This window comes from Streptacidiphilus jeojiensis, assembly GCF_042510965.1.
Lineage (GTDB): Bacteria > Actinomycetota > Actinomycetes > Streptomycetales > Streptomycetaceae > Streptacidiphilus > Streptacidiphilus jeojiensis.
On the sequence record NZ_JBEUKS010000010.1, the window covers coordinates 314,177 to 337,874 of the forward strand.

The window sequence follows — 23,698 nt, forward strand, 5'->3', positions numbered from 1 at the left end:
GCGGCCATATTAGTCAGGAAGCCTGCCTGTTGACTCTTTTCATCAGGAAGCCTGCCTGATAATTTATCCCCGTGACCCGATACCTGACGCACCACCGCGCCATCGCCCTGGTCTTCGCCGTGCACGGGGCCGTGGCCGGAACCCTGACCACCTGCATCCCCTGGCTCAGCTCCCACTACCACCTCAGCCCCGGACTGCTGGGCATGGTGCTCTTCTGCCCGCCCGTCGGCGCCTTCGTGGCGATGCCGATGGCCAGCCGGCTGGCGCACCGCCTGGGCGGGCGGCGCACCGTACGGCTGCTGATCGCCCTGTGGTGCGTGCTGCTGCCGCTGCCGGTACTGGCCCCCTCGCCGCCCTTCCTGTTCGGTGCGTTCCTGCTGTTCGGCGCCGGGGCGGGGATCAGCGACGTGGTGATGAACGCCCACGCCGTCTCGGTGGAACGCCGGTTGGGACGCTCGATCATCAGCGGGCTGCACGGGCTCTGGTGCGTCGGCAGCCTGCTGGCCGGCGGGCTGGGCATCCTGGCGGCGCACTACCGCATCGGGGCACGGCCCCACCTGCTCGCCACCGCGGCCATGCTGCTGGCCGTCGCGCTGGTCGCCGGACGGGGCCTGGCGCCCGACGGCACGTCGGCGGCCGGCGCCCCGGCCCCGCGCCGCTTCTCGCTACCGACCAGGGCGATCCTGGGCATCGGCGTGGTGGGCTTCTTCGGCACCTTCACCGAGGGGGCCAGCACCAACTGGGCCGGGGTCTACGTCACCAAGGTGGCCGGCGCCGGCCCGGGGGGTGCCGCGCTGGCCTTCACCCTGTTCGCCTCCTGCATGGCCGCCACCCGCCTGCTCGGCGACCGCTTCGTCCGCCGGTTCGGCGCGGTGGCGGTGGTCCGCGCCGGCGGCGGCCTCGCCGCGGCCGGCGGCGCGGTGATGGTGTCGGCCCGCACCCCCTGGCTCTGCATGGTGGGGTTGGCAATGATCGGCATCGGCATCGCCGTGGTCGTCCCGCTGGTCTTCGCCGCGGCGGGCCGGACCGGCGCGTCGGCGGGCGAGGGGGTGGCCGGCGTCGCCACCATCACCTACCTGTCCGGCCTGATCGCACCGGCCGCGACCGGCTGGACCGCGGGCGCCTTCTCCTACCCGGCGGCGTTCGGACTGGTCACGGTGATGGCGGCGCTGATGGCCCTGCTCGCCGGCGCGCTGCGGCCACGCAGCGGCGCGGAGGCAGGCACGGGCGCGGGCGGCACCGTGGCGGCGAGGTCTGCGAACAGTGAGGCCCCGCCGGTCGCGGCCTGCCCCTGACGCAGCATCAGCCATCGACGGCTGCTGTGTCAGGGGACCGAACGGCTAGAGCAGCGCGCACTGTTCGGTTCGCGGGCCGGTCACCGTGTTGGGCTTCCCCTCGTTGCCGGGCGGGGGCGTGTTGGCGGCGCAGTCCAAGGTGCCGCCGATCCGGTTTCCGACCAGGTCCACGCCGCCCTGGTCGGCCCGCAGCTCCACCGAGCCGGCGATCCGGTCGGCCGCGCAGCCGCTGCCGTCGGGGCCGCCGATCTGGACGAAGCCGCTGGAGCCAACGATCTGCAGCGAGCCGGCGACTGATCGGTCAGCGAACGGCAGGACCCGCGGAAGGACACCCTGAGTCACTGGATCGAGTGATGCGGTGGGCGACATGGGTCACAGTTGCAAGCGATGTGCTTGCAATAGTTAGCACCAGAGGTGCATGGTGGAGGCATGGCCTCACTGAACGTCGGCTCGCTCGGCGAGTACATCCGTGAGCAGCGGCGGCATGCGCAGTACTCACTGCGTCAGCTCGCCGACGCCGCCGGGGTGTCCAATCCGTATCTCAGCCAGATCGAGCGCGGGTTGAGGAAGCCGAGTGCGGAGATCCTGCAGCAGATCGCCAAGGCGCTGCGGATCTCGGCGGAGACGCTGTACGTGCAGGCGGGGATCCTCGACGAGCGCGAGGAGGCCGGCCTGGAACTCCGGGCGGCGATCTTCGCGGACTCACTGATCAACGAGCGGCAGAAGCAGGTGCTGCTCGCCGTCTACGACTCCTTCCTCAAGGAGAACGCCCACGAGGGCGAGACCGGCGAGGCGGAGGCGGGGACACCTGCCGGCAGGACCCACGAAGATCCCGACCAGGGGAGGAACTCCCATGCCCATCACTGACGATCTGCGCAAGACCCTTTCGGACCCCACGCCGCTGTACGCGCTCGCGGGCGCCGGCGACCTCGCGGTGGAGAAGCTGCGCGAGGTGCCCGAGAAGGCGGCCACCCTCGCCGCCACCGACCGCAAGGTCGTGCAGGAGCAGGCCGCGACCCGGCTGAAGGAGGCCCAGGCGCGGCTGACCGGGGCCCAGGCCAAGGTCAGCGAGACGGTGTCCAGCCTGCCCGGTGACTTCAAGTCGCTGCAGGAGAAGGCCCAGGACCTGGCGCTGCAGTCGGTCGGCCGGGCCGCCGAGCTGGCCGTCAAGGCCCGCGAGGTCTACGACGAGTTGGCCGAGCGCGGCAAGGTCGTGGTGGACCGCCAGCGCAAGGAGACCGCGGACGAGCTCGTCGGCATCGCCGGCAAGGCCGAGTCCAAGGCCGACGCCTTCGCGGCCGAGGTCGACCAGGTCGCCGCGACCGCCGCCGACAAGACCGTTGACGCGGCCGCTGCGGTCGAGCCGGAGGCCCCGGCCAAGCCGGCCGCCAAGCGCACCACGCCGCGGAAGAGCACGCCCAAGGCCTGATCGAGGCCTGAACAGGCGGTCAGCAGGGAAGGAAGGGACGCGTCGGGCACCTCCGGCGCGTTCCTTTCGTTCAATCCAGCGGGGGCAGCCCCGTGGGACGATGTGCCGCAGAATCCGGCAGGACTGTGCGGGGCCTAAGGAGATGTGATGGTCGAGCAGCTGGCTGGCGGCATCCTGGTTGACTGGTTCAGCAATGTGCTGGGGTGGCTGATGCTCGCCCTGCTCGCGTTCAAGGTGTTCGTCTTCATCGACGCCGCGTTCCGGCGCGAGGACGCCTACCGGGCCGTGGACAAGCAGACCAAGCCGTTCTGGCTGATCGTGCTGGGCCTGGCGGTGGCGGTGAGCATTTTCTCGGTGCCCGGCCTGGGTCAGATGCTCAGCCTGATCGGCCTGGTGGCGGCGATCGTCTACATGGTGGACGTGCGCCCCCGGATCCGGGCGATCTCGCCGCAGCGGCGCGGCAAGGGCCGCCTGGGCGGCAAAAAGGACGACCGGAGCAACATGGGGCCGTACGGACCCTGGTGACCCCCGCGGTCCCCTGCCGGCGCCGGGGGCCGGGCGTAGGACTTACACGTAGGTGACCGGCGCGCTGCCGCTGCGGGTGAGCAGCAGCACGGCGACGTCGTCGGCGAGCGCGCCGCCGTTGAGGTCCTCGACCTCGGACATGGCCGTGTCGATCAGCAGTTCGTCGCGCAGACCGCTCTCCTGGTGGTCGCCGATCATGGCGATCAGCCCCTCCTGGCCGAGTCGGCGCGTGCCCGCCCCTATCCGGCCCTCGATCAGGCCGTCGGTGTAGAGCATCAGCCCCCACTCCGCGCCCAGCCTGACCTTGCGCGGCGGCCACTGCTCCTCCCCGGTGTCGCCGAGCATCGGCAGCAGGCCCAGGGCCGGGCCGCCGAAGTCGTAGGGCAGCAGCTCGGGATCGCGGTCCTCGCGCAGCAGCAGCGGCGCGGGGTGGCCGGCGAGGTGCAGTTCGGCGTACTCGCTCTCGGGCTCGATGGCGAGCATGCAGAGGGTCGCGAAGATCTCCTCGCTGCGGCGCTCGTGCTCCAGCACCCGCTGCAGCGTGCCGAGCAGGGCCTCACCCTGGAGCCCGGCGAAGACCAGGGTGCGCCAGGCGATCCGCAGCGCCACGCCGAGCGCGGCCTCGTCCGGACCGTGGCCGCAGACGTCGCCGATGACGACATGGACGGTGCCGTCGGCGGTGCGCACGGCGTCGTAGAAGTCGCCGCCGAGCAGCGCGCGGCGGCGGCCGGGGCGGTAGCGGGCGTGGAAGGCCAGGCCCGAGCCCTCCAGCAGCGGGGTGGGCAGCAGGTGCCGCTGCAGGCGGGCGTTCTCCTGACCGCGCAGCTCCGCCTCGACCAGCCTGCGCTGGGACTCGTCGGCCCGCTTGCGCTCCACGGCGTAGCGGACCGCGCGGGTCAGCAGCCGGCCGTCGATCTCCTGCTTGACCAGGAAGTCCTGGGCGCCGGCCGCGACCGCGGCGGCGCCGAGGTGCACGTCGGCGGTGCTGGTGACGGCGAGCACGGCGGTGCGGGGCGCGCGGCGCAGCAGTCGGCGCAGGCCGTCCAGACCGCCGCTGTCCGGGAGTTCCAGGTCGAGCAGGACGCAGGCGGTGTCGGCGTTGAGCATGGCCGTGCCGGCGTCCAGGGTGCGGGCCCAGCGCAGCTCCACCTCCGGGCCGACCTCGGCGAGCAGGTTGTGGAACGCTTCGGCGTCCTGCGGGCTGTCGTCGATGAGCAGCACGGAGAGGGCGCCACCGGCCGGGGTGACCGCGGGAGGGGCCGGCGCGGCGGAGACCGTGGCAGGGCGCGGGCGCGGTATCGGCCGCGGACTGGCCATGCTCGACTGCGGGTCGTGCGCGCGTTCGATCGCGGGCATCAGCGATACCTCCCTCTCCCTGGCTGTGCAACGGTTGACCGGCGGACGCAGTGCCCATAAGACACCACGAACCTGCTCTGTTCCCGTGACCCTAACGTGATCTCCACAGGCCCTCCGCACACCGGGCCGCACAGCTGCCGAAGTGACCTGCGGTACCCGTGGCCTGCGACGGGACGCCCGGGGCGACGAATAACCCGCTGCCCGCACCGGAACTGGAGCGATAGCGTGCGACCGATCGAAGGGAGTGCGTGATGGAGATCACGTCGGTTCAGGGTGATATCACCGAGCAGGCGGTGGACGCGGTGGTGAACGCCGCCAACAGCTCGCTGCTGGGCGGAGGTGGAGTCGACGGGGCGATTCACCGGAAGGGCGGGCCGGAGATTCTGGCTGCCTGTCGGGCGCTGCGGGCCTCGCACTACGGCAAGGGGCTGGCGACCGGCAGGGCGGTGGCGACGACGGCCGGGCGGCTGCCTGCGCGCTGGGTGATCCACACGGTCGGCCCCCGGTATGCGGCGGGCGAACCCGGCCGGGCCGAACTGCTGGCCTCCTGCTACCGCGAATCGCTGCGCGTGGCGGACGAGTTGGGGGCACGGACGGTGGCCGTGCCGGCCGTGTCGACCGGCATCTACGGCTGGCCGGTACGCGATGCCGCGAGGATCGCGCTGCGGACGGTGCAGGAGGTGGCATTGGGGACGGAGAGTCAGGTGGTCGAGGTGCGGTTCGTGCTGTTCGGGGGCGAGGCGTTCGAGGTGTTCGAGTCCGTGCGCCGGGAGTTGGGCCTGTGATGCACGGGACCGGGCTTGGGGCATGGGTCCATGGTGGACTGAGGGGGCGTCAACACGCCATAAGTATTCGATAACTCGTTCGAGTGAAAGTGGTTCGTATCGCCTGCTAGTCCGGCCGGACCACCCCCAGAATGGTCATCGAACCGGCCGCCGCGAGCTCGACCTCCGATGCACGGTCTCCGATGCACGGTCTCAGGCGTCGACCTGGTACCCCCAGGCCCTCGCGTACGGAAGCAGTTCCGCCGGGACGTCCTGCGGCCTCGGCAGCGGGCGCCCGGCCTGCACCGCTCCGGACTGGATCTTCTCGCTCCAGTCGCCGATGCCCTTGACGAACTCCCCGTGGTCCTTGCGGCCGTACTGGAGCATCCCGGGCTCCCAGCCGATGCCGAGGTAGTCGCAGATCCGCCGGGTCTGCAGGGCCGGGTCGGCGGTCAGGTCCTCGTAGCGGACGGTGAGGGCGTCGAGTTCGCGCCTGGCGTGTTCCAGGTACTCCATGTAGTTGCGGGTGTGCTTCAGCGCCAGCTCCATCGGCCGTTCCTGCGGATTCCCCTCGTACCAGGACCTGACGATGGAACAGGGGTGGCGCAGCAGCACGATGAAGCGTCCGTCCGGCCAGCAGGTCGCCAGGCGCTGCCAGACGAAGACGTTGCTGGGGGTCTTCTCCACGAAGTACCGCTTGCCGCTGCGCACCAGCTCCCGGTGCAGGACCCGGTCCCACAGCAGGTGCTCGACATCGGCTGCGTTGTGGCCCATCGCCTCCATCGCCTGGACGGCCGGCTCCGTGGTGGCCTTCACGGTGAAGCGGCGGACATGGGTCTCGTGCGGGGCGTGCAGCTGGGAGTGGCTGTTGAGCAGGACCCGCAGCAGCGTGGACCCGGCGCGCGGGGTGGACAGGACGAAGACCGGGGCCTTCACCAGCCGGTCGGTCTCCGGATCGGCGGGCGGTCTGGCTTCGCTCGACACCTTGCCGGCTGACAGCTGCGTCCCGGGGGTGGTGGGCCGGTTGCGCACGACCCGTATTCCGACGCGCTCCGACAGGGTGTCATTGATCTTCTTCTGCCAGCTCATGCGCCTCAAGGTAAGAACCGAACGTGAAACCCGGCTGAGACCGGACTTGATGTTCCCTCATCGACGCCGGCCGGACGCTATGCCGGAGCCGGTGCGACCGCGTCCCAACGGACCGTCAACTCCCCCAGCCGCCACCGCCGCGGGCCGCCGACCAGCGGCCAGTCGGCGGACACCGTGCGGGCGGTCGCGATCCAGCGCTGCCGGGCGCCGAAGTCCGCGTAGGGCGCCGCCGCGGCCCAGGCCCGGTCCAGGTCGCGGAGGAAGGCGTGCACCGGCTCGCCCGGGACATTGCGGTGGATCAGCGCCTTGGGCAGGCGTTCGGCCAGGTCGGACGGGCGCTCCAGGCCGCCGAGGCGGGCTGCGAGGGTCAGCGTCCGGGGGCCCTCGCGGTCCAGGGCCACCCAGACGTGGCGGCGGCCGATCTCGTCGCAGGTGCCCTCGACCAGCAGTCCGCCCGGCGCCAGCCGGGCCCGGAGCAGCGCCCAGGCCTCCGCCACCTGGGCCTCCTCGTACTGGCGCAGCACGTTCGCGGCCCGGATCAGCAGCGCGCCCCCGGCCCCGGGAGCCCGGCCCGGGCCGCCCGCACCCTCCTGGCCGTCCAGGCCGTCCAGCGGGACCTCGAAGCCGCCGCGCCGGAAGGTCAGCTCCGGAGGCCTCGCATAGCGCTGGGCGACGGCGACCCGCTCCGGTTCGATCTCGATGCCGACCACCCGCACGTCCGCCCGGACCGCCGCCAGGCGGCTGCGCAGTTCCACGGCCGTCCACGGAGCCGCGCCGTAGCCGAGGTCGACCGCGACCGGGGGCGGGTCCGCGGCCCGGAGCGCCGGGGTGAGTTCCGCCACGATCCAGCGGTCCATACGACGCAGCCGATTGGGATTGGTGGTACCTCGTGTCACCGCCCCCACCGGACGCGCGGCCCGGCCGCCCGCTGTACGTACACGCATGTCAGGCAGCCTACGCGGCCCCGCTCCGGCGATACCCCGGCTGTTCAGGGCAGATGGCCCCGGAAAAGGGGGAATCACCGGGCGCGGGATTCTGTTCCCCCACTGTTGACGGGTCGCGGTGCGGCCGGAGCCGGAGCGAAAGGACGAGCGGTGACCCTGCGCCCTGCCCGCGTGGCAATGCTGAGCGTGCACACCTCCCCGCTGCACCAGCCGGGAACGGGTGACGCGGGGGGCATGAACGTCTACATCGTCGAGCTCTCCAAGCGGCTGGCCGCCCTCGGCGTCGAGGTGGAGATCTTCACCCGGGCCACCGCGTCCGACCTGCCGCCCACCGTGGAGCTGGCCCCGGGCGTGCTGGTCCGGCACGTCACCGCAGGCCCCTTCGAGGGACTGCTGAAGGAGGACCTGCCCGCGCAGCTCTGCGCCTTCACCCACGGCGTGCTCCGCGCCGAGGCGGGCTTCCGGCCCGGCTACTACGACCTGGTGCACTCCCACTACTGGCTCTCCGGCCAGGTGGGCTGGCTGGCGGCGGAGCGCTGGGGCGTGCCGCTGGTGCACACCATGCACACCATGGCCAAGGTCAAGAACGCCGCTCTCGCCGTCGGCGACACCCCCGAGCCCACCGCCAGGATCATCGGCGAGAGCCAGGTCGTGGAGGCCGCCGACCGCCTCATCGCCAACACCACCGAGGAGGCGCACGAGCTGGCCGAGCACTACGGTGCCCGGGCCGACCAGCTCTCCGTGGTGCACCCCGGGGTGAACCTGGAGGTCTTCCGGCCGGCCACGGCCACGCCGGTCGGCACGGTCGGCGACGCGGTGGACCATAGCGGGCCCCGCGCGATGACGGCCGCCCGCGCGGAGATCCGGGCCCGGCTGGGCTTGCCGGTGGACGCGACGGTGCTGCTCTTCGCCGGTCGGATACAGCCGCTCAAGGCCCCCGACGTGCTGCTGAAGGCCGTCGCCGAACTGCTGGAGCGGGATCCCTCACTGCGTGACCGGCTGGTGGTCCCAGTCGTCGGCGGACCCAGCGGCAGCGGGCTGGCCCGTCCCGAGAGCCTGCACAAGCTCGCCGCCCAGCTGGGCATATCCGATGTGGTCCGGTTCCACCCCCCGGTCTGCCAGTCCGAGCTCGCCGACTGGTACCGCGCCGCCAGCGCCCTGGTGATGCCCTCCTACAGCGAGTCCTTCGGACTGGTCGCCCTGGAGGCCCAGGCCTGCGGCACTCCCGTGGTCGCCGCCTCGGTCGGCGGCCTGCCGGTGGCCGTCCGCGACGGCGAGACCGGCTTCCTGGTGCAGGGGCACGACCCCCGCGAATGGGCCCACACACTGCACCATCTGGTCGACGCCCCGGACCTGGGCCTGCGGATGGGCGCGGCCGCGGCCTGCCACGCCGGCAACTTCGGCTGGACCGGCGCGGCGGCGGAGACCATCGAGGTGTACCGCGAGGCGCTGGGTACCGCGCGGTAACGTCAGGGCATGGACGTCGAGGACGAGGACAGTGCCCGCGCGCGGGCACTGTCGGTATTGCAGTCGGCACTGGACGACGCCGGGGTGGCCTGGGAGCAGCCCTCCGGCGATCCGTACACCTGCGTGGCGACCCTGCCGGGCACCCGCAAGCTCTCCACCACCTGCTCGCTGCGGGTCGGCGAGCACACCCTCAGCATCAACGCCTTCGTGGTCCGCCACCCCGACGAGAACCACGAGGCGTTCTACCGCTGGTTGCTGGAGCGCAACACCCGGCTGTACGGGATCGCCTACGCGATCGACCGGCTCGGCGACGTCTACCTGGCCGGCCGGCTGCCGCTGGCGGCGGTGACGCCGGAGGAGGTGGACCGGCTCCTGGGCGCGGTGCTGAGCAGCGCGGACGAGCCCTTCAACACCCTGCTGGAGCTGGGGTTCGCCACGGCGATCCGGCGCGAGTGGGAGTGGCGCACGAAGCGGGGGGAGTCCACCCGCAATCTGGAGGCGTTCACCCGGCTGACCGGCGGCGACGGGGCCTGACGGGCTTTCGGGTGCGGGATGTGCATGGCTTGTCGCGCAGTTCCCCGCGCCCCTACCGACTGCAACTGGCTCAGTTGCAGCACCTCAGGGGCGCGGGGAACTGCGCGATCAACCAGGCACACGCCGCAGCCGAAGAACCCTCAGAACGCCGCGCGCACCTCGCCGACCGGATGGCCGCCGCCGTAGAGCGGGGCCGAGGCGATGCGGCCGAGGGCGTCGCCAGCGGCGGTGACGCCCATCCGGCGGAGCACCGCGGCCAGGACCGGTCCGACGGCCCGGTAGCCGCCGTCCTCGATCTTGAAGGCCAGCGCCCGGCCGTCGTCCAGGGCCACCGCCTGGACCGCCTCGGCGCCCATCTTGGCCACCGCCCCGGGGATCCCGCGCATCAGCCAGGTGTCGATCCGGCGGGTGCCCGCCACGTACTCCGGGTGGGCCCGCATCGCGTCGGCGACCCGCCGCTCGGGGGTGCCCGGGTCGGCCAGGGCGATGGCCCGGAACGCGCGGGCCAGACCGGTGAGGCTGACGGCCATCAGCGGCGCACCGCAGCCGTCGGTGCCTATCGCGGAGACCTGCTCGCCGCTCAGCTGTTGCACCGTGGCCAGCGCCTGCTGCTGCACCGGGTGCTCCAGCTCCAGGTAGGAGCCGGTGTCCCAGCCGTTGGCCACGCAGGTCGCCAGCATCGCGGCGTGCTTGCCCGAGCAGTCCATCAGGATCGGCTCGGGGTGGCCGCCGCAGCGGATCCAGGCCTCCGACTCGACCGGGTCCAGCGGCAGCGAGGGTGGGGTCTGCAGTGCCTGCTCGGTCAGTCCGGCCCCGGCCAGGATCTTGCGGACACCGTCCAGGTGAAACGTTTCTGCGGAGTGGCTGGCCGCCGCCAGGGCCAGCAGTTCACCGTCGAGGTGGAGTCCGGTGTGCAGGATCGCCGCCGCCTGCATCGGCTTGTTGCTGGAGCGCGGGAAGACCGGCAGCTCCGGAACGCCCAGGGCGAAGTCGACCGAGCCGTCGGCGGCCAGGACCACCAGGGAGCCGCGGTGCCGGCCCTCGGTGAATCCCGAGCGGACCACCTCGGCGAGCACCGCCGAGTCGGGGACGGGGGGCTGCGGTACGACCGGGGTGGCCTGGGTGTTCATGGTGGTTCAGCCTCCGGAGAGCAGATCGTCGACGCGCGCTTCCCCCTCACGGTACCTGCGGGTGATCTCCGCGCTGCAACCGTCCACCGTCCGCTGCAGCCCCTGCCTGCGCCCCGAGAGCATCCGCTCGTGGGCGGTGAGCCTGATGCAGGCCGCCTGGAGCGCCACGTCCGACTGGGACTCCAGGTCGGCGAGGGCCACGTCGTCCATCAGTTCGTCGGCGAGGGCCTGGAACTCCTCGCTGCGCGGGGTGTTCAGGGTGAGGTGCCGGGCCGAGTTGCGGACCTGGGAGGGCACGTCGGTGAGGATCGCGGCCAGTTGCTCCAGAAGGGTGTTCGCGGCCGCGGTCCGCCCGCTGCGGCGGGTGAGCTCGGCGCGCAGGATGTCCACCCGGCCGTGCAGCAGCCGGCGGAGGTAGGAGAGGTCGGCCTCGTCCTCCTGGGCCTGGCGCCGCAGCGTCCGCAGTTCCTCGATGCCGAGGCGGCCGAGCGCGTCCGCTCCCACGGGTACGGCCGGTGCCCCGGGTACGGTCCCCCGCCCCCGCGCCGGGATGCGATCCGTCCCCGTGTCGTACCTGTCGCCCACCACACTCGCCATCCCGAAATCGTCCGTCCCGCGCCGCACACTCAGTCGTCGCACACTCAGCCGCCGCACCATCAGCCCGTACGTTCAGTTCGCATGCTCCCACTCCCTACCTGCCCAGCGCAGGCGAGCTGCACCCAATCGGCCGCAACGGACCCCCTGGCGAATTCGGGTGGCTCATACGACCGGTGCATATTCCCTGCGCAACGCCCTGCGGGCGGTCGGCGAGGGGGCGTGCGGATGATCCGTGCAAGCCCCCTGGTCGGAGCAGCCGGGGACTGCACCAGAATGGGGCCATGCGTGCTGTGGCTCAGGTCGTGACCGAAGCGAAGGTGACCGTCGAGGGGGAGGTGGTGGGCTCCATCCTCGGCCCGGGGCTCTGCGTCCTGGTCGGGGTCACCCACGAGGACACCGCCGAGCAGGCGGCGCTGCTCGCCCGCAAGCTCTGGTCGCTTCGGGTGTTGGAGGGCGAGAAGTCCTGCTCCGACCTGGACGCCCCGCTGCTGGTGATCAGTCAGTTCACCCTCTACGGCGACGCCCGCAAGGGCCGCCGCCCCACCTGGAACGCCGCCGCGCCGGGGCCGGTCGCCGAGCCGCTGGTGGACGAGGTCGTCGCACAGCTGCGGGCGCTGGGCGCGACCGTGGAGACCGGCCGCTTCGGCGCGGACATGAAGGTCTCGCTGGTGAACGACGGCCCGTTCACGGTGCTGCTGGAGTTCTGAGCCGCCGTCGGAGGCCGAGCTACTGCGGGACCACGGTCTCCTGCGCCGCCGGCACGGTGCCGGCCAGCAGCGGGGCGTCCGGCGCGGTGTTCCGCTTCACCACCGCCAGCGCCACCGGCCCCAGCTCGTGGTGCCGGGCCGAGGAGGTGACGAAGCCGACCGGACGGCCATCGGCGCCGTCCGCGGCGAGGCGGACCTCGGTGCCGTGCGGCGGCAGCACCTCCATGCTGCCGTCCAGGTGCAGGAAGACCAGGCGGCGCGGCGGCCGGCCCAGGTTGTGCACCCGGGCCACCGTCTCCTGGCCCCGGTAGCAGCCCTTCTGCAGGTGGACCGCGGTCTCCAGCCAGCCCAGCTCGTGCGGGATGGTGCGGTGGTCGGTCTCGAAGCCCAACCGCGGCCGGTACGCCTCGATCCGCAGCGCCTCGTAGGCCCACAGCCCGGACGGAGCGCCGAAGGCCGCCGTCAGCTCGGCCAGCCCGGCGCGCGGCAGGAACAGGTCGCGGCCGTAGGGAAGCTCGCGGACGGCGGCGGCGCCCTCGGCCGAGGCCGTGGAGCCGGCCGGGAGGAAGACCACCGCGTAGTCGGCGGTGGCGTCGGCGATCTCGACCTGGTTGAAGAACTTCATCTTCTCCAGGTAGGCCACCAGCTCGCCCTGGGTCCCGGGCTCGACGTGCATCCAGGTGGTGGCGCCGTCGTCGACCAGGTAGAGGGCGTGCTCGATGTGGCCGTGCGGGGAGAGGATCAGCGCCTCGGTCGCCTGCTGCGGCGGCAGCTCGCTGACGTGCTGGGTCAGCAGCAGGTGCAGCCAGCTCAGCCGGTCCGGGCCGCTGACGGTGACCACACCGCGGTGCGACAGGTCGACGAAGCCCCGGCCGGCGACCAGTTCGCGCTGCTCGCGGGAGAGTTCGCCGTAGTGCGCGGCGACCGGCGCGTCCACGCCGTCGGCGGCGACAGCGCCGCGGACGGAGGTCAGCAGCGGGCTGGCGGGGGTGGTCTGCGTGGTCGTCACTGGTCAGCGTCCTCGGTCGGGCCGGTCTTGCGGCAGCAGTCGGCACAACGGCCGAAGATGGCGAAGTGCTTCACGTCAGTCTCGAAACCATGGCTGGCCCTCAGTGATTCCACCAGCGGCGCCGCGAGCGAGACATCGGTCTCGGTGACCTTCTCGCAGTCCCGGCAGACCAGGTGCATGTGCTGGTGCCGGTCGGCCAGGTGGTAGGTGGGCGCGCCGTGGCCCAGGTGGGCGTGCGAGACCAGTCCGAGCTCCTCCAGCAGGTCCAGCGTGCGGTAGACCGTGGAGATGTTGACGCCGGTGGCGGTGCGGCGGACCTCGGTGAGGACGTCGTCGGGCGTGGCGTGGCCCAGGCTGTCCACGGCCTGCAGCACCAGCTGGCGCTGCGGGGTGAGCCGGTACCCACGCGCTCTCAGATCCGTCTGCCAGTCGATGCCGCTCACCACGTCGCCCCTCTGCACGCCGGACTGCGCGCCCCAAAAAGCCCGCACCCCGAGTCTATGGGGGTGCGGGAGCGGGCGGCCCTGATGTGTTGTTCAGCGGAAGAAGGCGATGCCGTCGTCCGGGAGGTCGGAGACGTCCTGGACCAGCTGCGCCGGGTTCAGCACCTTCTTGAGCTGGCCCGACATGTAGGGGCGCAGCGGCACCTCGGGGGCGGACTTCTCGCCCACCCACATCAGCTCGCCGTTGACCAGCCCGTACAGGCGCTTGCCGCCGCTGTACGGGGCCGCGCCCTCGATCCGGGCGACCGCGTCGGTGGCCAGCTCGATCTGCGGCTTGCCGTCGGCCAGCTCGCCGTACCAGATCTCCACGGTGCCGTCGTCGCGGACCGAGGAGAACTGCACCTCGCGGGCGCCGCTGGTGCCGTGCTGGTTGCTGGTGACCCGCCAGAAACCGGTCTCGCTCTCCAGCGGACGCACCTTGTTGCCCTCGGCGTCCAGCACCCAGCTGCGGGAGCGGTACTCCAGGAACGCCCGGCCGTCGTGGCGGAACACGATCTCCTGGCCGAAGTTGCACTTCTCCGCGCCGGGGAAGTCGTGGACGCCGGCCCCTTCCCAGGTGCCGAGCAGGAAGGCCAGCGAGACGACGTCCTTGTGCAGGCCGGACGGGACCTCGATCTTGGCGACCATGTCAGCGCTGGCCCTGGTAGAGCTTCTTCACCGAGAACACGGCGAACCAGACGACGGCGAGTGCGATGACGATCAGCAGGCCGTCGAAGAAGTACTCAAGGCTGGACACGCGGGTGCTCCTCGGGGGAGGGAAAGGGTCTTCCGCCGATTCTAGTCGCCGGAGGGCGGGCACTCGCGGTGAGCCCCGCCACGTCGGGCTTCTAGGGTGGCGGTATGTCGAAGAAGCTGGTCATCAAGGTCACCGCGGGAGCGGACGCGCCGGAGCGGTGCTCGCAGGCGTTCACGGTGGCGGCGGTCGCCGTCGCCAGCGGGGTGGAGGTGTCGCTGTGGCTCACCGGCGAGTCCGCGTGGTTCGCCCTGCCGGGGCGGGCAGCGGAGTTCGAGCTCCCTGAGGCGGCGCCGCTGCCGGAGCTGCTGGACGCGGTGCTGGGCGCGGGGCGGGTGACGTTGTGTACGCAGTGTGCGGCGCGGCGGGGGATCGCCTCGGGCGACGTGGTGGAGGGGGTGCGGATCGCCGGCGCGCAGGTTTTTGTGAGCGAGGTTATGGGGGACGGGGTTCAGGCGCTGGTTTACTGACGGTCTGCTTTGGTTGGCCGCGCAGTTCCTCGCGCCCCTAAAAGCAGAAGGACGCGCCCGCCGCAGCCGTGAAACGGCGAAGCCCGCCTGGGGGGGGAGCCGGGCGGGCTTCGTCATTGGTGCGGGTGTGCCGGTCAGACGGCGATGGCGACCTCGGCCACCGCGCCCTGCTGGGCCGCGACCACGCGGTCGACGGTCGCACCGGGCACCAGGGCGCGGAGCGTCCAGGTGCCGGGGGCCGCGAAGAAGCGGAACTGTCCGGTCGCGGAGGTCGGCACCTCGGCGGTGAACTCGCCGCCCTCGTCGAGCAGACGGACATAGCCGTTGACCGGCTCGCCGTCCCGGGTCACCGAACCCTGGATGATGGTCTCGCTCGCCACGTCAACTCCTGCCAGATCGGGGCCGCCGGCCTTCGCTCCACACATGGTGTTCTCCTTCAGGGGGTCAGTTGGAGCCGAGCTCGATCGGAACGCCGACGAGGCTGCCGTACTCGGTCCAGGAACCGTCGTAGTTCTTGACGTTGGTCTGGCCGAGCAGCTGGTGCAGCACGAACCAGGTGAGCGCGGAGCGCTCGCCGATGCGGCAGTACGCGATGGTGTCCTTCGAGAGGTCGACGTTCTCCTCCTCGTAGAGGGCCTTCAGCTCCTCGTCCGACTTGAAGGTGCCGTCGTCGTTGGCGTTCTTGGACCACGGGATGTTGCGGGCGCTCGGGACGTGGCCGGGGCGCTGCGACTGCTCCTGCGGGAGGTGCGCGGGGGCGAGCAGGCGGCCGGAGAACTCGTCTGGCGAGCGGACGTCGACCAGGTTCTTGGCGCCGATCGCGGCGACCACGTCGTCACGGAAGGCGCGGATCGAGGTGTCCTGGGCCTGCGCCTTGTACTCGGTGGCGGCGCGCTCGGGGACAGCGGAGCCGTCGACCAGGTCGCGGGAGTCGAGCTCCCACTTCTTGCGGCCGCCGTCCAGCAGGCGGACGTCGCCGTGGCCGTACAGCTTGAAGTACCAGAAGGCGTAGGAGGCGAACCAGTTGTTGTTGCCGCCGTAGAGGACGACGGTGTCGTCGTTGGCGATGCCCTTGGCGGACAGCAGCGCCTCGAAGCCGGCCTGGTCCACGAAGTCGCGGCGGACCGGGTCCTGGAGGTCCTTCTTCCAGTCGATCCGGACGGCGTTGCGGATGTGGTTCTTGTCGTACGCGGCGGTGTCCTCGTCGACCTCGACGACGACGACCTTCGGGTCGTCCAGGTGGTCCTGGACCCAGTCGGCGCTTACCAGGACGTCACTGCGGCTCATGGGGATTCTCCATCCGGGGCAGTTGCGGAAGAGCGGCGCCGCGCGGACGTGCGTCCGGAGGGGAGTCCGGATCGTGGGACAGCGCGGCGGTGGTCTGCGAGATGTACGCGGTGTTGCGGGCTCAGCGAGCCCGCGGCCTGCGGGCGGAACCGTCCTGGAAACGGACGGAGCGACGCCCTGTCAGCGCATTCGACAGAGGCAGGCAGCCACGCGGCACAGGTCTACCGCCCGCCGCTTCGTGAGATCCGCCTGTCGCTTCATGGCTCCGATGCTAGGGAACGGAGCGCGTGCTGTCATCGGTGTCTTGAACTCTGAGATGAAACGGTCCGTATGTTGATATCAACGGCAGCGGCCGCGGATCCGGCCGGGTGCGGACGGGGGCGCGGGGGGACCGGGGAGGGGTGTTCCACCGATCCGCGAGACGGCGGTGGACACCCCGTCTCGCGGATCGGGACACCCGCTAGTTGCTGAGCGAGACGTTGGTGCCGGAGACCGTGATGTCGATGCCGTCCGGGCCCGGCTGCACCGAGTCCAGCCTGAGGCCGCTGGGCAGACCGGCGAGTTGCAGCTTGGGCTGGAGGAAGGACGCGACCAGGCTCGCCACGGTCGGGTCGACCCCGGTGATCCCGCTGAGGTTGGTCAGGCTGATGCCGTTGCCGTCCACCACGCTGATGTCGGCGGTGCCGGAGACCTGCTGCGACCCCAGCACCGGGAGGTCGACCTTGCCGGAGACCTTCACCTTGCCCGGGGTGCCGCCGTAGGCGACGGTGACCTGGTTCGGCAGCGCGGCGGAGAGGTCCGCGTAGGAGATCCGGGCGGTCCCGGTGCCGCTGCCGGCGACGATCCCGCTGTAGTTGCCGGTGACCTTCACGTTCTTGGCGTCGATGCGGAAGTTCTGCAGCTGGATGTTGGGCCCGCCCTTGCCGTCGTTCACGGTCAGGTCGGAGGCGCTCATCTTCACCTCGTCGAACTTCTTGGAGGCGAGCTGGGTCAGGAAGGGGAAGCCCCCGATGCTGACGCTCGGTTTCTGCGAGAGGTTCCGCTCGGACTGGATCTTGCTCGCGGCCTCGCTCTCGGCGAAGTGCAGGGTGATCCTGTCGGCCGCGACGAACAGGGCGGCGAGGACGATCAGGACGATCAGCAGTCGGCGCGCGGCGCGCATGGAGTCCTCCTTGGACGGACGTGCCGGAGAAGACAGCGGCCGGGCGGTCCGCGGTTCCGCGGACCGCCCGGGGTACTGCTGCCACGTCTACCCCGCGAGCAGGTGACCCACCAGGAAGACGGCCGGAGCCGCGCAGGCCAGCGGCACCGCGACACCCGCCGTCAGATGGACGAAGCGGGACGGGAAGTCGTACCCGGCGACCCGGCGGCCGACCAGGGCGCAGGCGCCCGCGGCCAGGCCGAGCAGCAGGCCCCCGCCCGCGCCGAGTCCGGTCGCGGCCCCCAGCAGGGCCCCGACCAGCAGGCTGGCCGCCGCACCGGCGCCGAAGCCGGCCTTGGCCGGGAGCATCGGCAGTGCGGAGACCGCGGTGGCGACGGCCGCGGACAGCGCGCCCGCGGTGACCGCGGCGCCGGTCGACCAGCCGTGGTGGGTGACCGACCCGGCGGCCAGGAAGCAGCCCGCGAGGACGGTCATCACCGTCGCCGAGGCGCTCACCGTCAGGGCGTAGAAGCGCTCGTCGGGGTTGCTGGGCCGGAAGATCTGCAGGATCAGCACCAGCAGGAAGAACCCGCCGAGGGTGCCCGCCAGCACGGCCGGCGCGGTGCCGCCGGAGGCGGCCAGCATCGCCGCGTCCGCGGTGACGCCGCCGAGCGCGGCCAGGGCGATGCCCTGCCGGGCGGGCCACATGCCGTTCAGCCGGAACCATCCGGCGGAGGTCACCGCCTGCAGCAGCAGCGTCGGGACGACCAGGGCGGGACGGCCGAGCAGCGCGGCCAGGGTCAGCAGCACCGCGATCGCCGCGGTCGCGGCGGCGGGCTGGATGCCCGGGTCGACGATCGGCGAGCCCTTGCGGGCGGCCTGGGCGGGAACGGCCGGTGCGGCCGGGCCCTGGGGGTGGGCCGCGGCCTCCGGGGCGGTCGGACCGGTGGGCTGCGCCGCCGCGAAGGCCTCGCGCAGCGAGCCGCCCGGCTGCGCCTCCAGCGGCTGCGGTGGCGGCGGGGCGAACTCCCCGGCCGGTCCGGTGGGCTGCGCGGCGGCGAAGGTCTCCCGGAGCGAGGTCGGCGCACCGTAGGCGAGCGGCTGGGACTGCGGCTGGGCGCCCAGGGCGTCGAAGTACTCGGGCGCGGGGGCCTCCGCCCGGGCCGCTTGGACCGGGTACGGCGGGGCGGCCGCGCCGGCCGGCGGCACCGGCGGCAGGTATGCGGTGGCCTCGGCGTCACCACCCGGGGTGCCCAACTGCTGCCAGCCGGGGGTGCCCGGCTGCGGCTGCGGCGGGACCGGCGGGAGGAAGGCGGTGGCCTCCGCGTCGCCGCCCGGGGTGCCCGGCTGCTGCCAGCCCGGGGGGCTTCCTGGCTGTGGCTGCGGCGGGACCGGCGGGAGGAAGGCGGTTGCCTCGGCGTCCGGGGTGCCCCAGGGCTGGACCTGCGGCGGGACGCCGGGCTGTTGCCACTGCTGGGCACCGGGTTGGGCCTGCGGCGGGAGGAAGGCGTCGGCGCCCTGAGCCGGCTGCTGCCAGCCGGGGGCGCCGGGCTGCGGCGGGACCGGCGGGAGGAAGGCGGTGGCCTCGGCGTCCGGGGCGGGCCAGGACTGGGCCTGCGGCGGGACGCCCGGCTGCTGCTGCCACTGCTGGGCGCCCGGCTGCTGCTGGGGCTGCCAGCCGGTCGGGGGCGCCGGCGCGGCGGCCGGGGCCGCCCCGCGCTCCCACTCGGACGGCCAGCCAGGACCGGCCTGGCCCTGGCCCTGCCCCTGCCCCTGTTCCTGGGACGGGAACTGAGGCTGGATCAGCTCCTGCGGCAGCGGCACCTCGGTGGTCGCGTAGCGCTCGTGGATCTGGCCGAAGCGCGAGGTCGGCGGAGGCGCCGCGGCGGCGTCCGGCGGGCCCTGCGGATAGGGCGGCAGCAGCGAGGTCTGCTCGGCCTCGTTCCACTCGGACGGCTGACGACCCTCGGCGGGGAAGATGGGGGAACCCGAATATCCGGACATGCTCTGCGTCACCCTCCCGCGAACGGCGGCAGGACCTCGACGGTGCCGCCCTGCGCCAGCTCGACGTCGGCGTGGTCGCGGCTGCCGACCGGGTCGCCGTCCACCAGGAACGAGCACAGGCCGAGGACCTGTGCGAACCGCGGCCGGTCGGAGTGCAGCGCACGCGCGGCCTCCAGCGCCGCGGCGAGCGTCGCCGCGCGGTAGGGCTCCTCGCCCGTGCCCGCCTCGGCCTTAGCCGCCGCCCAGTAGCGGATCACTCCGGTCGGTACCGGGGGTCGCCCCCCGGGGGAACGGTGCACACCCTCCTGTACGCCTGCTGCCTCGGCGGATGCCGGACCAGCGGTCATCTCACCCTCCTCAGTGGAACCTCGCATCGGGCCATCATGGACTCCTGGACCCGCTTCCGTCACCGCGCGCTGGTCAGCCACTCGCCCACACGTTCGAGCAAGGCCTCGTCCGCCGCGTTCTCGGCGTGGCCGAAGCCGGGCTCGATCCAGAGCTGCGAGCTGCCCTTCGCGGCGGCGGCCCGATGCAGCGAGCGCGGGTGGTCCAGCGGGAAGTAGGGGTCGCTGTCCCCGTGCACCACCAGCAGCGGGATGCCCCGTTCGGCCAGCAGTGCCGCCGCCTCCACCGGCGGCACCGGGATCTCCTGCCACTCCTTGGGGTCGATCCGGGTCCGCAGCCCGAGCCGGCCCACCACCCGGCCCAGCGGGCGCATCACCACCCAGTGCAGCCGCCGCATCGGGACGGTGCCCCGGTAGTACCAGCGGGCCGGCGCGCTGACCGTGGCCACCGCCGCCACTCCCCCGTACAGCGCGGCGTGGCGCACCACCACCGCGCCGCCCATGGAGAAGCCGGCGGTGACGATCCGGCGGTAACCCAGCGAGCGGGCCCAGTCGACGGCCGCCTGGAGGTCGTCCACCTCCCGGTCGCCGACCGTGGACAGCCCGCCGGACCTGCCGTGGCCGCGGAAGGAGAAGGTCACCACGCCCGCATACTGGGACAGCACCCCGGCGGCGCGTTGCAGCGCGGGCCGTTCCACCGCGCCGGTGAAGCCGTGCGCGACGACCACCGCGAGGTCCCTCCCAGCGGACTCCCCGGAACCGCTCAGCGGGCGGTGAGCTGCATGGATACGTACGCCGTCGACAGTCAGCAGCAGTGCTTCGGCGGGGGCGTTCCATGGCCGCACATCCGTACCAGTCCTGGTCAGACCCTTCGCGACAGCGTCCATGTGGGCTATTCTCCTTCTCCAAGGGATCCGGGCAGAGTCGCCCCCGGGTCCTTTTGTGGTTACAGATCCTGAACGCGTGACCTGCGAGAGGCTTCTCCGGACGGAACGCACAACGCCGTGTGCCCGGCCGGAACCCACGGAGCCGCCACCCTCACCGTCCCACCCGGAAAGGGGACTAACCGGGTATGAGTTCTCTGCTGCTGCTCACCAACGCCCTGCAGCCGTCCGCCGAGGTACTGCCCGCACTCGGCCTGCTGCTGCACAACGTACGCGTGGCCCCCGCCGAGGGCTCCGCCCTCGTGGACACCCCCAGTGCCGATGTGGTCCTCGTCGACGGCCGCCGCGACCTGCCGCACATCCGCAGCCTGTGCCAGCTGATCCGCTCCACCGGACCCGGTGCGCCGGTGGTCCTGATCGTGACCGAGGGCGGCCTGGCCGCCGTCACCGCCGAGTGGGGCATCGACGACGTGCTGCTGGACACGGCCGGCCCGGCCGAGGTCGAGGCGCGGCTGCGGCTGGCCACCGGCCGGATGCAGGTGGTCCAGGACGACAGCCCGATGGAGATCCGCAACGGCGACCTGTCCGTGGACGAGGCGACCTACAGCGCCAAGCTCAAGGGCCGGGTGCTGGACCTGACCTTCAAGGAGTTCGAGCTCATCAAGTACCTGGCGCAGCACCCCGGCCGGGTCTTCACCCGGGCGCAGCTGCTGCAGGAGGTCTGGGGCTACGACTACTTCGGCGGCACCCGCACCGTGGACGTGCACGTCCGCCGGCTGCGGGCGAAGCTCGGCCCGGAGCACGAGCAGCTGATCGGCACGGTCCGCAACGTCGGCTACCGCTTCGTGGTGCCGGAGAAGGGCGACAAGGGGAGCATCCCCCGCCCCGACGGCGACGCTGCGTTCCCGCCGGCCGTCGGTGCCGTCGAGCCGATCGAGGCGGACGCGGAGGTCTGAGCCGCCGCTCCGTTCCAGCGGGCGTGCGGAAGGTGTCCGGGGGCTTCCGGACACCTTCCGCACGCCCGCTCGGTCACCGACCGGAGTGCTCGGTTCTGGACAGGTCCACCACAGTTCGGTGAGGCGCGTAGACTGCCGCCGTGCCCAAGGTGACCCGCGACGACGTGGCCAGGCTGGCAGGGACCTCGACCGCGGTCGTCAGCTACGTCATCAACAATGGCCCCCGCCCGGTCGCCCCGGCGACCCGCGAACGCGTGCTCGCGGCGATAGCGCAACTCGGCTACCGCCCCAACAGCGTCGCCCAGGCGATGGCGAGCCGCCGTACCAACCTCATCGGCATGGTCGTGCCCGACGCCCGCCAGCCGTTCTTCGCCGAGCTCTCGCACGCGGTGGAACGGGTGGCCTCGGAGCGCGGCAAGATCGTGCTGATAGGGAACTCCGACTACGTCGGCGACCGTGAGATGCACTACGTCCGGGCCTTCCTGGGCATGCGCGTCTCCGGGCTGATCCTGATCAGCCAGGGACCCTCGCAGCAGGCCGCGACCGAGTTCGCGGCCCAGGACGACTCCCGGGTGGTGCTGCTGCACCGCCGCCCGGAGAGCGCCGAGGACGTCGCCGTGGTCACCGACGACGTGGGCGGCGCCCAGCTGGCGGTCGAGCACCTGCTCGGGCACGGGCACCCCTATGTGGCCTGCTTCGGCGGCCCGGTCGCCTCGCCCGCCCCGGGCGACCCGGTGATCGACCACATCGAGGGCTGGCGCCGGGCCATGAGCGCGGCCGGCCTGGGCACCGAGGGCCGGCTCATCGACGCGCCCTTCGACCGCTACGGGGCCAGGGCCGTCGCCGTGGAGCTGCTGCGCTCCCCCGACCGCCCCCCGGCGATCTTCTGCTCCACCGACGACCAGGCCATCGGCGTGGCCAGGGCGGCGCGCGAGGTCGGCGTCAGGATCCCCGAGGACCTGGCCCTGGCCGGCTTCGACGACATCCCCGAGGCGGCGTTCTGCGACCCGCCGCTGACCACCATCGCCTCGGACCGGGACGCCATGGCCAAGGCCGCGGTGGACCTGGTGCTGGACGACTCGCTGCTGGTGCCCGGATCGGACACGCCGCGGGTGCGGCGCTTCCCCAGCAGGCTGGTGACCAGGCGCTCGTGCGGCTGCGGATAGGCCGGGCGGAACTTACCGTCGGAGGGCCGGAGCGCAGCTCTGACCCGGCGTGGAGCCGACACTCATCTGAGCGGAGCATGGGCCTTGATTCTTTCGTGGGGCTATGAGCTTGCTCTCAGTGGGCTCTCATGTTGCGGGCGGAAATTGAAGCCATGAGCGAGACGCACCGGAATTCTGAAGGCGCCCCCGAGCCGGGCGTGTACCCCTACACCAGTGGTGACGGCGCGGGCGTCGACCCGACGGTGCCGCTGCCCCCCATGCCGGAGCACGCGCCGGCGGCCCACTACGGCGAGGCGCCCATCGAGGGCACCGTCTTCCCCGGCAACCCCGCACCGCTCCCCGGCCCCCCGATGCCCGCCCCCGCGCCGTACGCGGGCGGCAGCGGCTGGGGCGGCACCGGTGACGGCGGCCCCGGCGAGCTCGCCCACCACGCGGCCGAGCCCGCCCCGAAGAAGCGCAGCCGGCTGCGCCGTCCGATCGCCCTGGTGGCGGCCGTGGCCCTGGTCTCCGCGCTGGCCGGCGGGGTCGCCGGCGGTGTGATCAGCGCCCAGCGCAGCACCACCGCCAACTACAGCACCGGCGCGGTGGTCACCTCCGACTCCAAGACCACCAGCAACACCGCCGCGATAGCGTCCGCCGTCACGCCCAGCACCGTGCAGATCACGGTGGACTCGGGCAACAGCGAGGACATCGGCACCGGCATCATCCTGACCTCCACCGGCCAGATCCTGACCAACTACCACGTGATCTCCGCGGCGGCGAGCGACAGCAGCGCCACCATCAAGATCACCTTCAGTGACGGCAAGACCGCCACCGGCAGCATCGTGGGCACCGACGCCGGCCTGGACGTCGCCGTGATCAAGGCGGAGAACGTCAGCGGCCTCAAGCCCGCCTCGCTCGGCGACTCCAGCTCGGTCGCGATCGGCGACTCCGTGGTCGCCATCGGCAACCCGGACGGCCTCACCGGCACCGTCACCTCCGGCATCGTCAGCGCGCTGAACCGCAAGGTCACCGTGGACGTCAGCGAGAGCACCACCCAGTCCAACGGCGGCTTCGGCTTCCCAAGCTGGTCCGGTGAGCAGGGCGGCAGCGGTTCCTCCGGCTCCGGCAGCTCCTCCAGCAGCCAGACCGCGACCTACAACGCGATCCAGACCGACGCCTCGCTCAACCCCGGCAACTCCGGCGGCCCGCTGCTCAACAGCTCCGGGGAGGTCATCGGGATCAACGCCTCGATGTACAGCTCGTCCTCCAGCAGCAGCTCCAGCAGCGAGGCCGGCAGCGTCGGCCTGGGCTTCGCCATCCCGATCAACGCGGTGAAGGCGGTCCTGCCGCAGCTCCAGGCCGGGCAGAACATCACCTCCTGA

At 72.3% G+C, this 23,698-nt stretch carries 28 protein-coding genes; 12 read left to right on the forward strand and 16 right to left on the reverse strand.

What is annotated here, in order from left to right; all coding sequences use genetic code 11:
• Positions 1-71: 71 nt before the first annotated feature.
• A complete protein-coding gene (locus ABUW04_RS27250) occupies positions 72-1,295 on the forward strand; it encodes an MFS transporter (protein WP_380566933.1) in 1,224 nt (407 codons plus the stop codon).
• A 45-nt stretch (positions 1,296-1,340) separates the two neighbouring features.
• Here ABUW04_RS27250 and ABUW04_RS27255 read toward each other — a convergent pair whose 3' ends face one another.
• Positions 1,341-1,637, reverse strand: a complete 297-nt coding sequence (locus ABUW04_RS27255; RefSeq protein ID WP_380566934.1) for a hypothetical protein — start codon at positions 1,635-1,637, stop codon at positions 1,341-1,343.
• An 87-nt stretch (positions 1,638-1,724) separates the two neighbouring features.
• Here ABUW04_RS27255 and ABUW04_RS27260 point away from each other — a divergent pair, with 87 nt between their 5' ends.
• The 3 genes from ABUW04_RS27260 (at position 1,725) to ABUW04_RS27270 (ending at position 3,249) form a co-directional block, all read left to right on the forward strand.
• A complete protein-coding gene (locus ABUW04_RS27260) occupies positions 1,725-2,162 on the forward strand; it encodes a helix-turn-helix domain-containing protein (protein WP_051725462.1) in 438 nt (145 codons plus the stop codon).
• The gene (locus ABUW04_RS27265) at positions 2,149-2,724 is read left to right on the forward strand and encodes a hypothetical protein (RefSeq protein ID WP_380566935.1); all 576 of its coding nucleotides are present in this window, start codon (positions 2,149-2,151) and stop codon (positions 2,722-2,724) included. The genes ABUW04_RS27260 and ABUW04_RS27265 overlap by 14 nt, the downstream gene beginning before the upstream one ends.
• A 171-nt stretch (positions 2,725-2,895) precedes the next feature.
• On the forward strand, positions 2,896-3,249 hold the full coding sequence (locus ABUW04_RS27270; protein ID WP_030255780.1) for a DUF2516 family protein: 354 nt from the start codon (positions 2,896-2,898) through the stop codon (positions 3,247-3,249).
• A 42-nt stretch (positions 3,250-3,291) separates the two neighbouring features.
• Here ABUW04_RS27270 and ABUW04_RS27275 read toward each other — a convergent pair whose 3' ends face one another.
• Positions 3,292-4,605 (reverse strand): PP2C family protein-serine/threonine phosphatase, encoded by a 1,314-nt coding sequence (locus tag ABUW04_RS27275; RefSeq protein ID WP_084714475.1) that lies wholly within the window; start codon positions 4,603-4,605, stop codon positions 3,292-3,294.
• A 248-nt stretch (positions 4,606-4,853) separates the two neighbouring features.
• On the opposite strand from ABUW04_RS27275, the gene ABUW04_RS27280 reads away from it, so the two are divergent.
• On the forward strand, positions 4,854-5,390 hold the full coding sequence (locus ABUW04_RS27280) for an O-acetyl-ADP-ribose deacetylase (RefSeq protein ID WP_030255785.1): 537 nt from the start codon (positions 4,854-4,856) through the stop codon (positions 5,388-5,390).
• Positions 5,391-5,582: 192 nt separating this feature from the next.
• On the opposite strand, the gene ABUW04_RS27285 is transcribed toward ABUW04_RS27280, so the two are convergent.
• Both ABUW04_RS27285 and ABUW04_RS27290 read right to left on the reverse strand, forming a co-directional pair.
• Entirely contained in the window at positions 5,583-6,458 is an 876-nt protein-coding gene (locus ABUW04_RS27285) for a sulfotransferase family protein (RefSeq protein ID WP_380566936.1), read from the reverse strand.
• A gap of 77 nt (positions 6,459-6,535) precedes the next feature.
• Positions 6,536-7,402 carry a class I SAM-dependent methyltransferase gene (locus ABUW04_RS27290; RefSeq protein ID WP_380566937.1) on the reverse strand — a complete coding sequence of 289 codons (867 nt, stop codon included), beginning with the start codon at positions 7,400-7,402 and terminating at the stop codon, positions 6,536-6,538.
• 177 nt (positions 7,403-7,579) lie between these two features.
• Between ABUW04_RS27290 and ABUW04_RS27295 the strand changes: the two genes are divergently transcribed.
• On the forward strand, positions 7,580-8,869 hold the full coding sequence (locus tag ABUW04_RS27295; RefSeq protein WP_380566978.1) for a glycosyltransferase: 1,290 nt from the start codon (positions 7,580-7,582) through the stop codon (positions 8,867-8,869).
• A gap of 9 nt (positions 8,870-8,878) precedes the next feature.
• On the forward strand, positions 8,879-9,403 hold the full coding sequence (locus tag ABUW04_RS27300) for a type III secretion system chaperone family protein (protein WP_380566938.1): 525 nt from the start codon (positions 8,879-8,881) through the stop codon (positions 9,401-9,403).
• Positions 9,404-9,543: 140 nt separating this feature from the next.
• On the opposite strand, the gene ABUW04_RS27305 is transcribed toward ABUW04_RS27300, so the two are convergent.
• Together ABUW04_RS27305 and ABUW04_RS27310 are read right to left on the reverse strand one after the other, a co-directional pair.
• A complete protein-coding gene (locus tag ABUW04_RS27305) occupies positions 9,544-10,533 on the reverse strand; it encodes an asparaginase (protein WP_380566939.1) in 990 nt (329 codons plus the stop codon).
• 6 nt (positions 10,534-10,539) lie between these two features.
• The gene (locus ABUW04_RS27310; protein ID WP_037595654.1) at positions 10,540-11,037 is read right to left on the reverse strand and encodes an RsiG family protein; all 498 of its coding nucleotides are present in this window, start codon (positions 11,035-11,037) and stop codon (positions 10,540-10,542) included.
• A 374-nt stretch (positions 11,038-11,411) separates the two neighbouring features.
• On the opposite strand from ABUW04_RS27310, the gene dtd reads away from it, so the two are divergent.
• Positions 11,412-11,837, forward strand: coding sequence for a D-aminoacyl-tRNA deacylase (gene dtd, locus ABUW04_RS27315; RefSeq protein ID WP_030255799.1), 426 nt, complete (start codon positions 11,412-11,414; stop codon positions 11,835-11,837).
• Between the two features lie 19 nt (positions 11,838-11,856).
• Here the strand turns inward: dtd and ygfZ are convergent, their stop codons facing one another.
• The 3 genes from ygfZ to ABUW04_RS27330 all read right to left on the reverse strand — a co-directional run bounded on the left by ygfZ (position 11,857) and on the right by ABUW04_RS27330 (position 13,976).
• A complete protein-coding gene (gene ygfZ, locus ABUW04_RS27320; protein WP_380566940.1) occupies positions 11,857-12,846 on the reverse strand; it encodes a CAF17-like 4Fe-4S cluster assembly/insertion protein YgfZ in 990 nt (329 codons plus the stop codon).
• Positions 12,843-13,289 (reverse strand): Fur family transcriptional regulator, encoded by a 447-nt coding sequence (locus ABUW04_RS27325; protein ID WP_380566941.1) that lies wholly within the window; start codon positions 13,287-13,289, stop codon positions 12,843-12,845. The genes ygfZ and ABUW04_RS27325 overlap by 4 nt, the downstream gene beginning before the upstream one ends.
• 93 nt (positions 13,290-13,382) lie before the next feature.
• On the reverse strand, positions 13,383-13,976 hold the full coding sequence (locus ABUW04_RS27330; protein ID WP_030255805.1) for an FABP family protein: 594 nt from the start codon (positions 13,974-13,976) through the stop codon (positions 13,383-13,385).
• 213 nt (positions 13,977-14,189) lie between these two features.
• On the opposite strand from ABUW04_RS27330, the gene ABUW04_RS27335 reads away from it, so the two are divergent.
• On the forward strand, positions 14,190-14,552 hold the full coding sequence (locus ABUW04_RS27335) for a DsrE family protein (RefSeq protein WP_380566942.1): 363 nt from the start codon (positions 14,190-14,192) through the stop codon (positions 14,550-14,552).
• Between the two features lie 134 nt (positions 14,553-14,686).
• Here ABUW04_RS27335 and ABUW04_RS27340 read toward each other — a convergent pair whose 3' ends face one another.
• From ABUW04_RS27340 to ABUW04_RS27370, 7 genes are all read right to left on the reverse strand, one after another.
• Entirely contained in the window at positions 14,687-14,977 is a 291-nt protein-coding gene (locus tag ABUW04_RS27340) for a DUF1416 domain-containing protein (protein ID WP_030255809.1), read from the reverse strand.
• A gap of 19 nt (positions 14,978-14,996) precedes the next feature.
• Complete coding sequence (locus ABUW04_RS27345; protein WP_030255812.1) at positions 14,997-15,839, reverse strand: sulfurtransferase; 843 nt, start codon at positions 15,837-15,839, stop codon at positions 14,997-14,999.
• Between the two features lie 180 nt (positions 15,840-16,019).
• On the reverse strand, positions 16,020-16,136 hold the full coding sequence (locus tag ABUW04_RS27350; RefSeq protein ID WP_380566943.1) for an Ms5788A family Cys-rich leader peptide: 117 nt from the start codon (positions 16,134-16,136) through the stop codon (positions 16,020-16,022).
• Positions 16,137-16,299: 163 nt separating this feature from the next.
• Complete coding sequence (locus tag ABUW04_RS27355) at positions 16,300-17,001, reverse strand: LmeA family phospholipid-binding protein (RefSeq protein ID WP_380566944.1); 702 nt, start codon at positions 16,999-17,001, stop codon at positions 16,300-16,302.
• A gap of 87 nt (positions 17,002-17,088) precedes the next feature.
• A complete protein-coding gene (locus ABUW04_RS27360; RefSeq protein ID WP_380566945.1) occupies positions 17,089-18,984 on the reverse strand; it encodes a hypothetical protein in 1,896 nt (631 codons plus the stop codon).
• An 8-nt stretch (positions 18,985-18,992) separates the two neighbouring features.
• Entirely contained in the window at positions 18,993-19,238 is a 246-nt protein-coding gene (locus tag ABUW04_RS27365; RefSeq protein WP_380566979.1) for a MoaD/ThiS family protein, read from the reverse strand.
• A gap of 152 nt (positions 19,239-19,390) precedes the next feature.
• Entirely contained in the window at positions 19,391-20,215 is an 825-nt protein-coding gene (locus ABUW04_RS27370) for an alpha/beta hydrolase (protein WP_380566946.1), read from the reverse strand.
• 185 nt (positions 20,216-20,400) lie between these two features.
• On the opposite strand from ABUW04_RS27370, the gene ABUW04_RS27375 reads away from it, so the two are divergent.
• The 3 genes from ABUW04_RS27375 (at position 20,401) to ABUW04_RS27385 (ending at position 23,698) form a co-directional block, all read left to right on the forward strand.
• Positions 20,401-21,168, forward strand: a complete 768-nt coding sequence (locus ABUW04_RS27375) for a response regulator transcription factor (RefSeq protein WP_030255823.1) — start codon at positions 20,401-20,403, stop codon at positions 21,166-21,168.
• 140 nt (positions 21,169-21,308) lie between these two features.
• The gene (locus ABUW04_RS27380; RefSeq protein WP_030255825.1) at positions 21,309-22,334 is read left to right on the forward strand and encodes a LacI family DNA-binding transcriptional regulator; all 1,026 of its coding nucleotides are present in this window, start codon (positions 21,309-21,311) and stop codon (positions 22,332-22,334) included.
• Positions 22,335-22,486: 152 nt separating this feature from the next.
• A complete protein-coding gene (locus tag ABUW04_RS27385; protein ID WP_380566947.1) occupies positions 22,487-23,698 on the forward strand; it encodes a S1C family serine protease in 1,212 nt (403 codons plus the stop codon).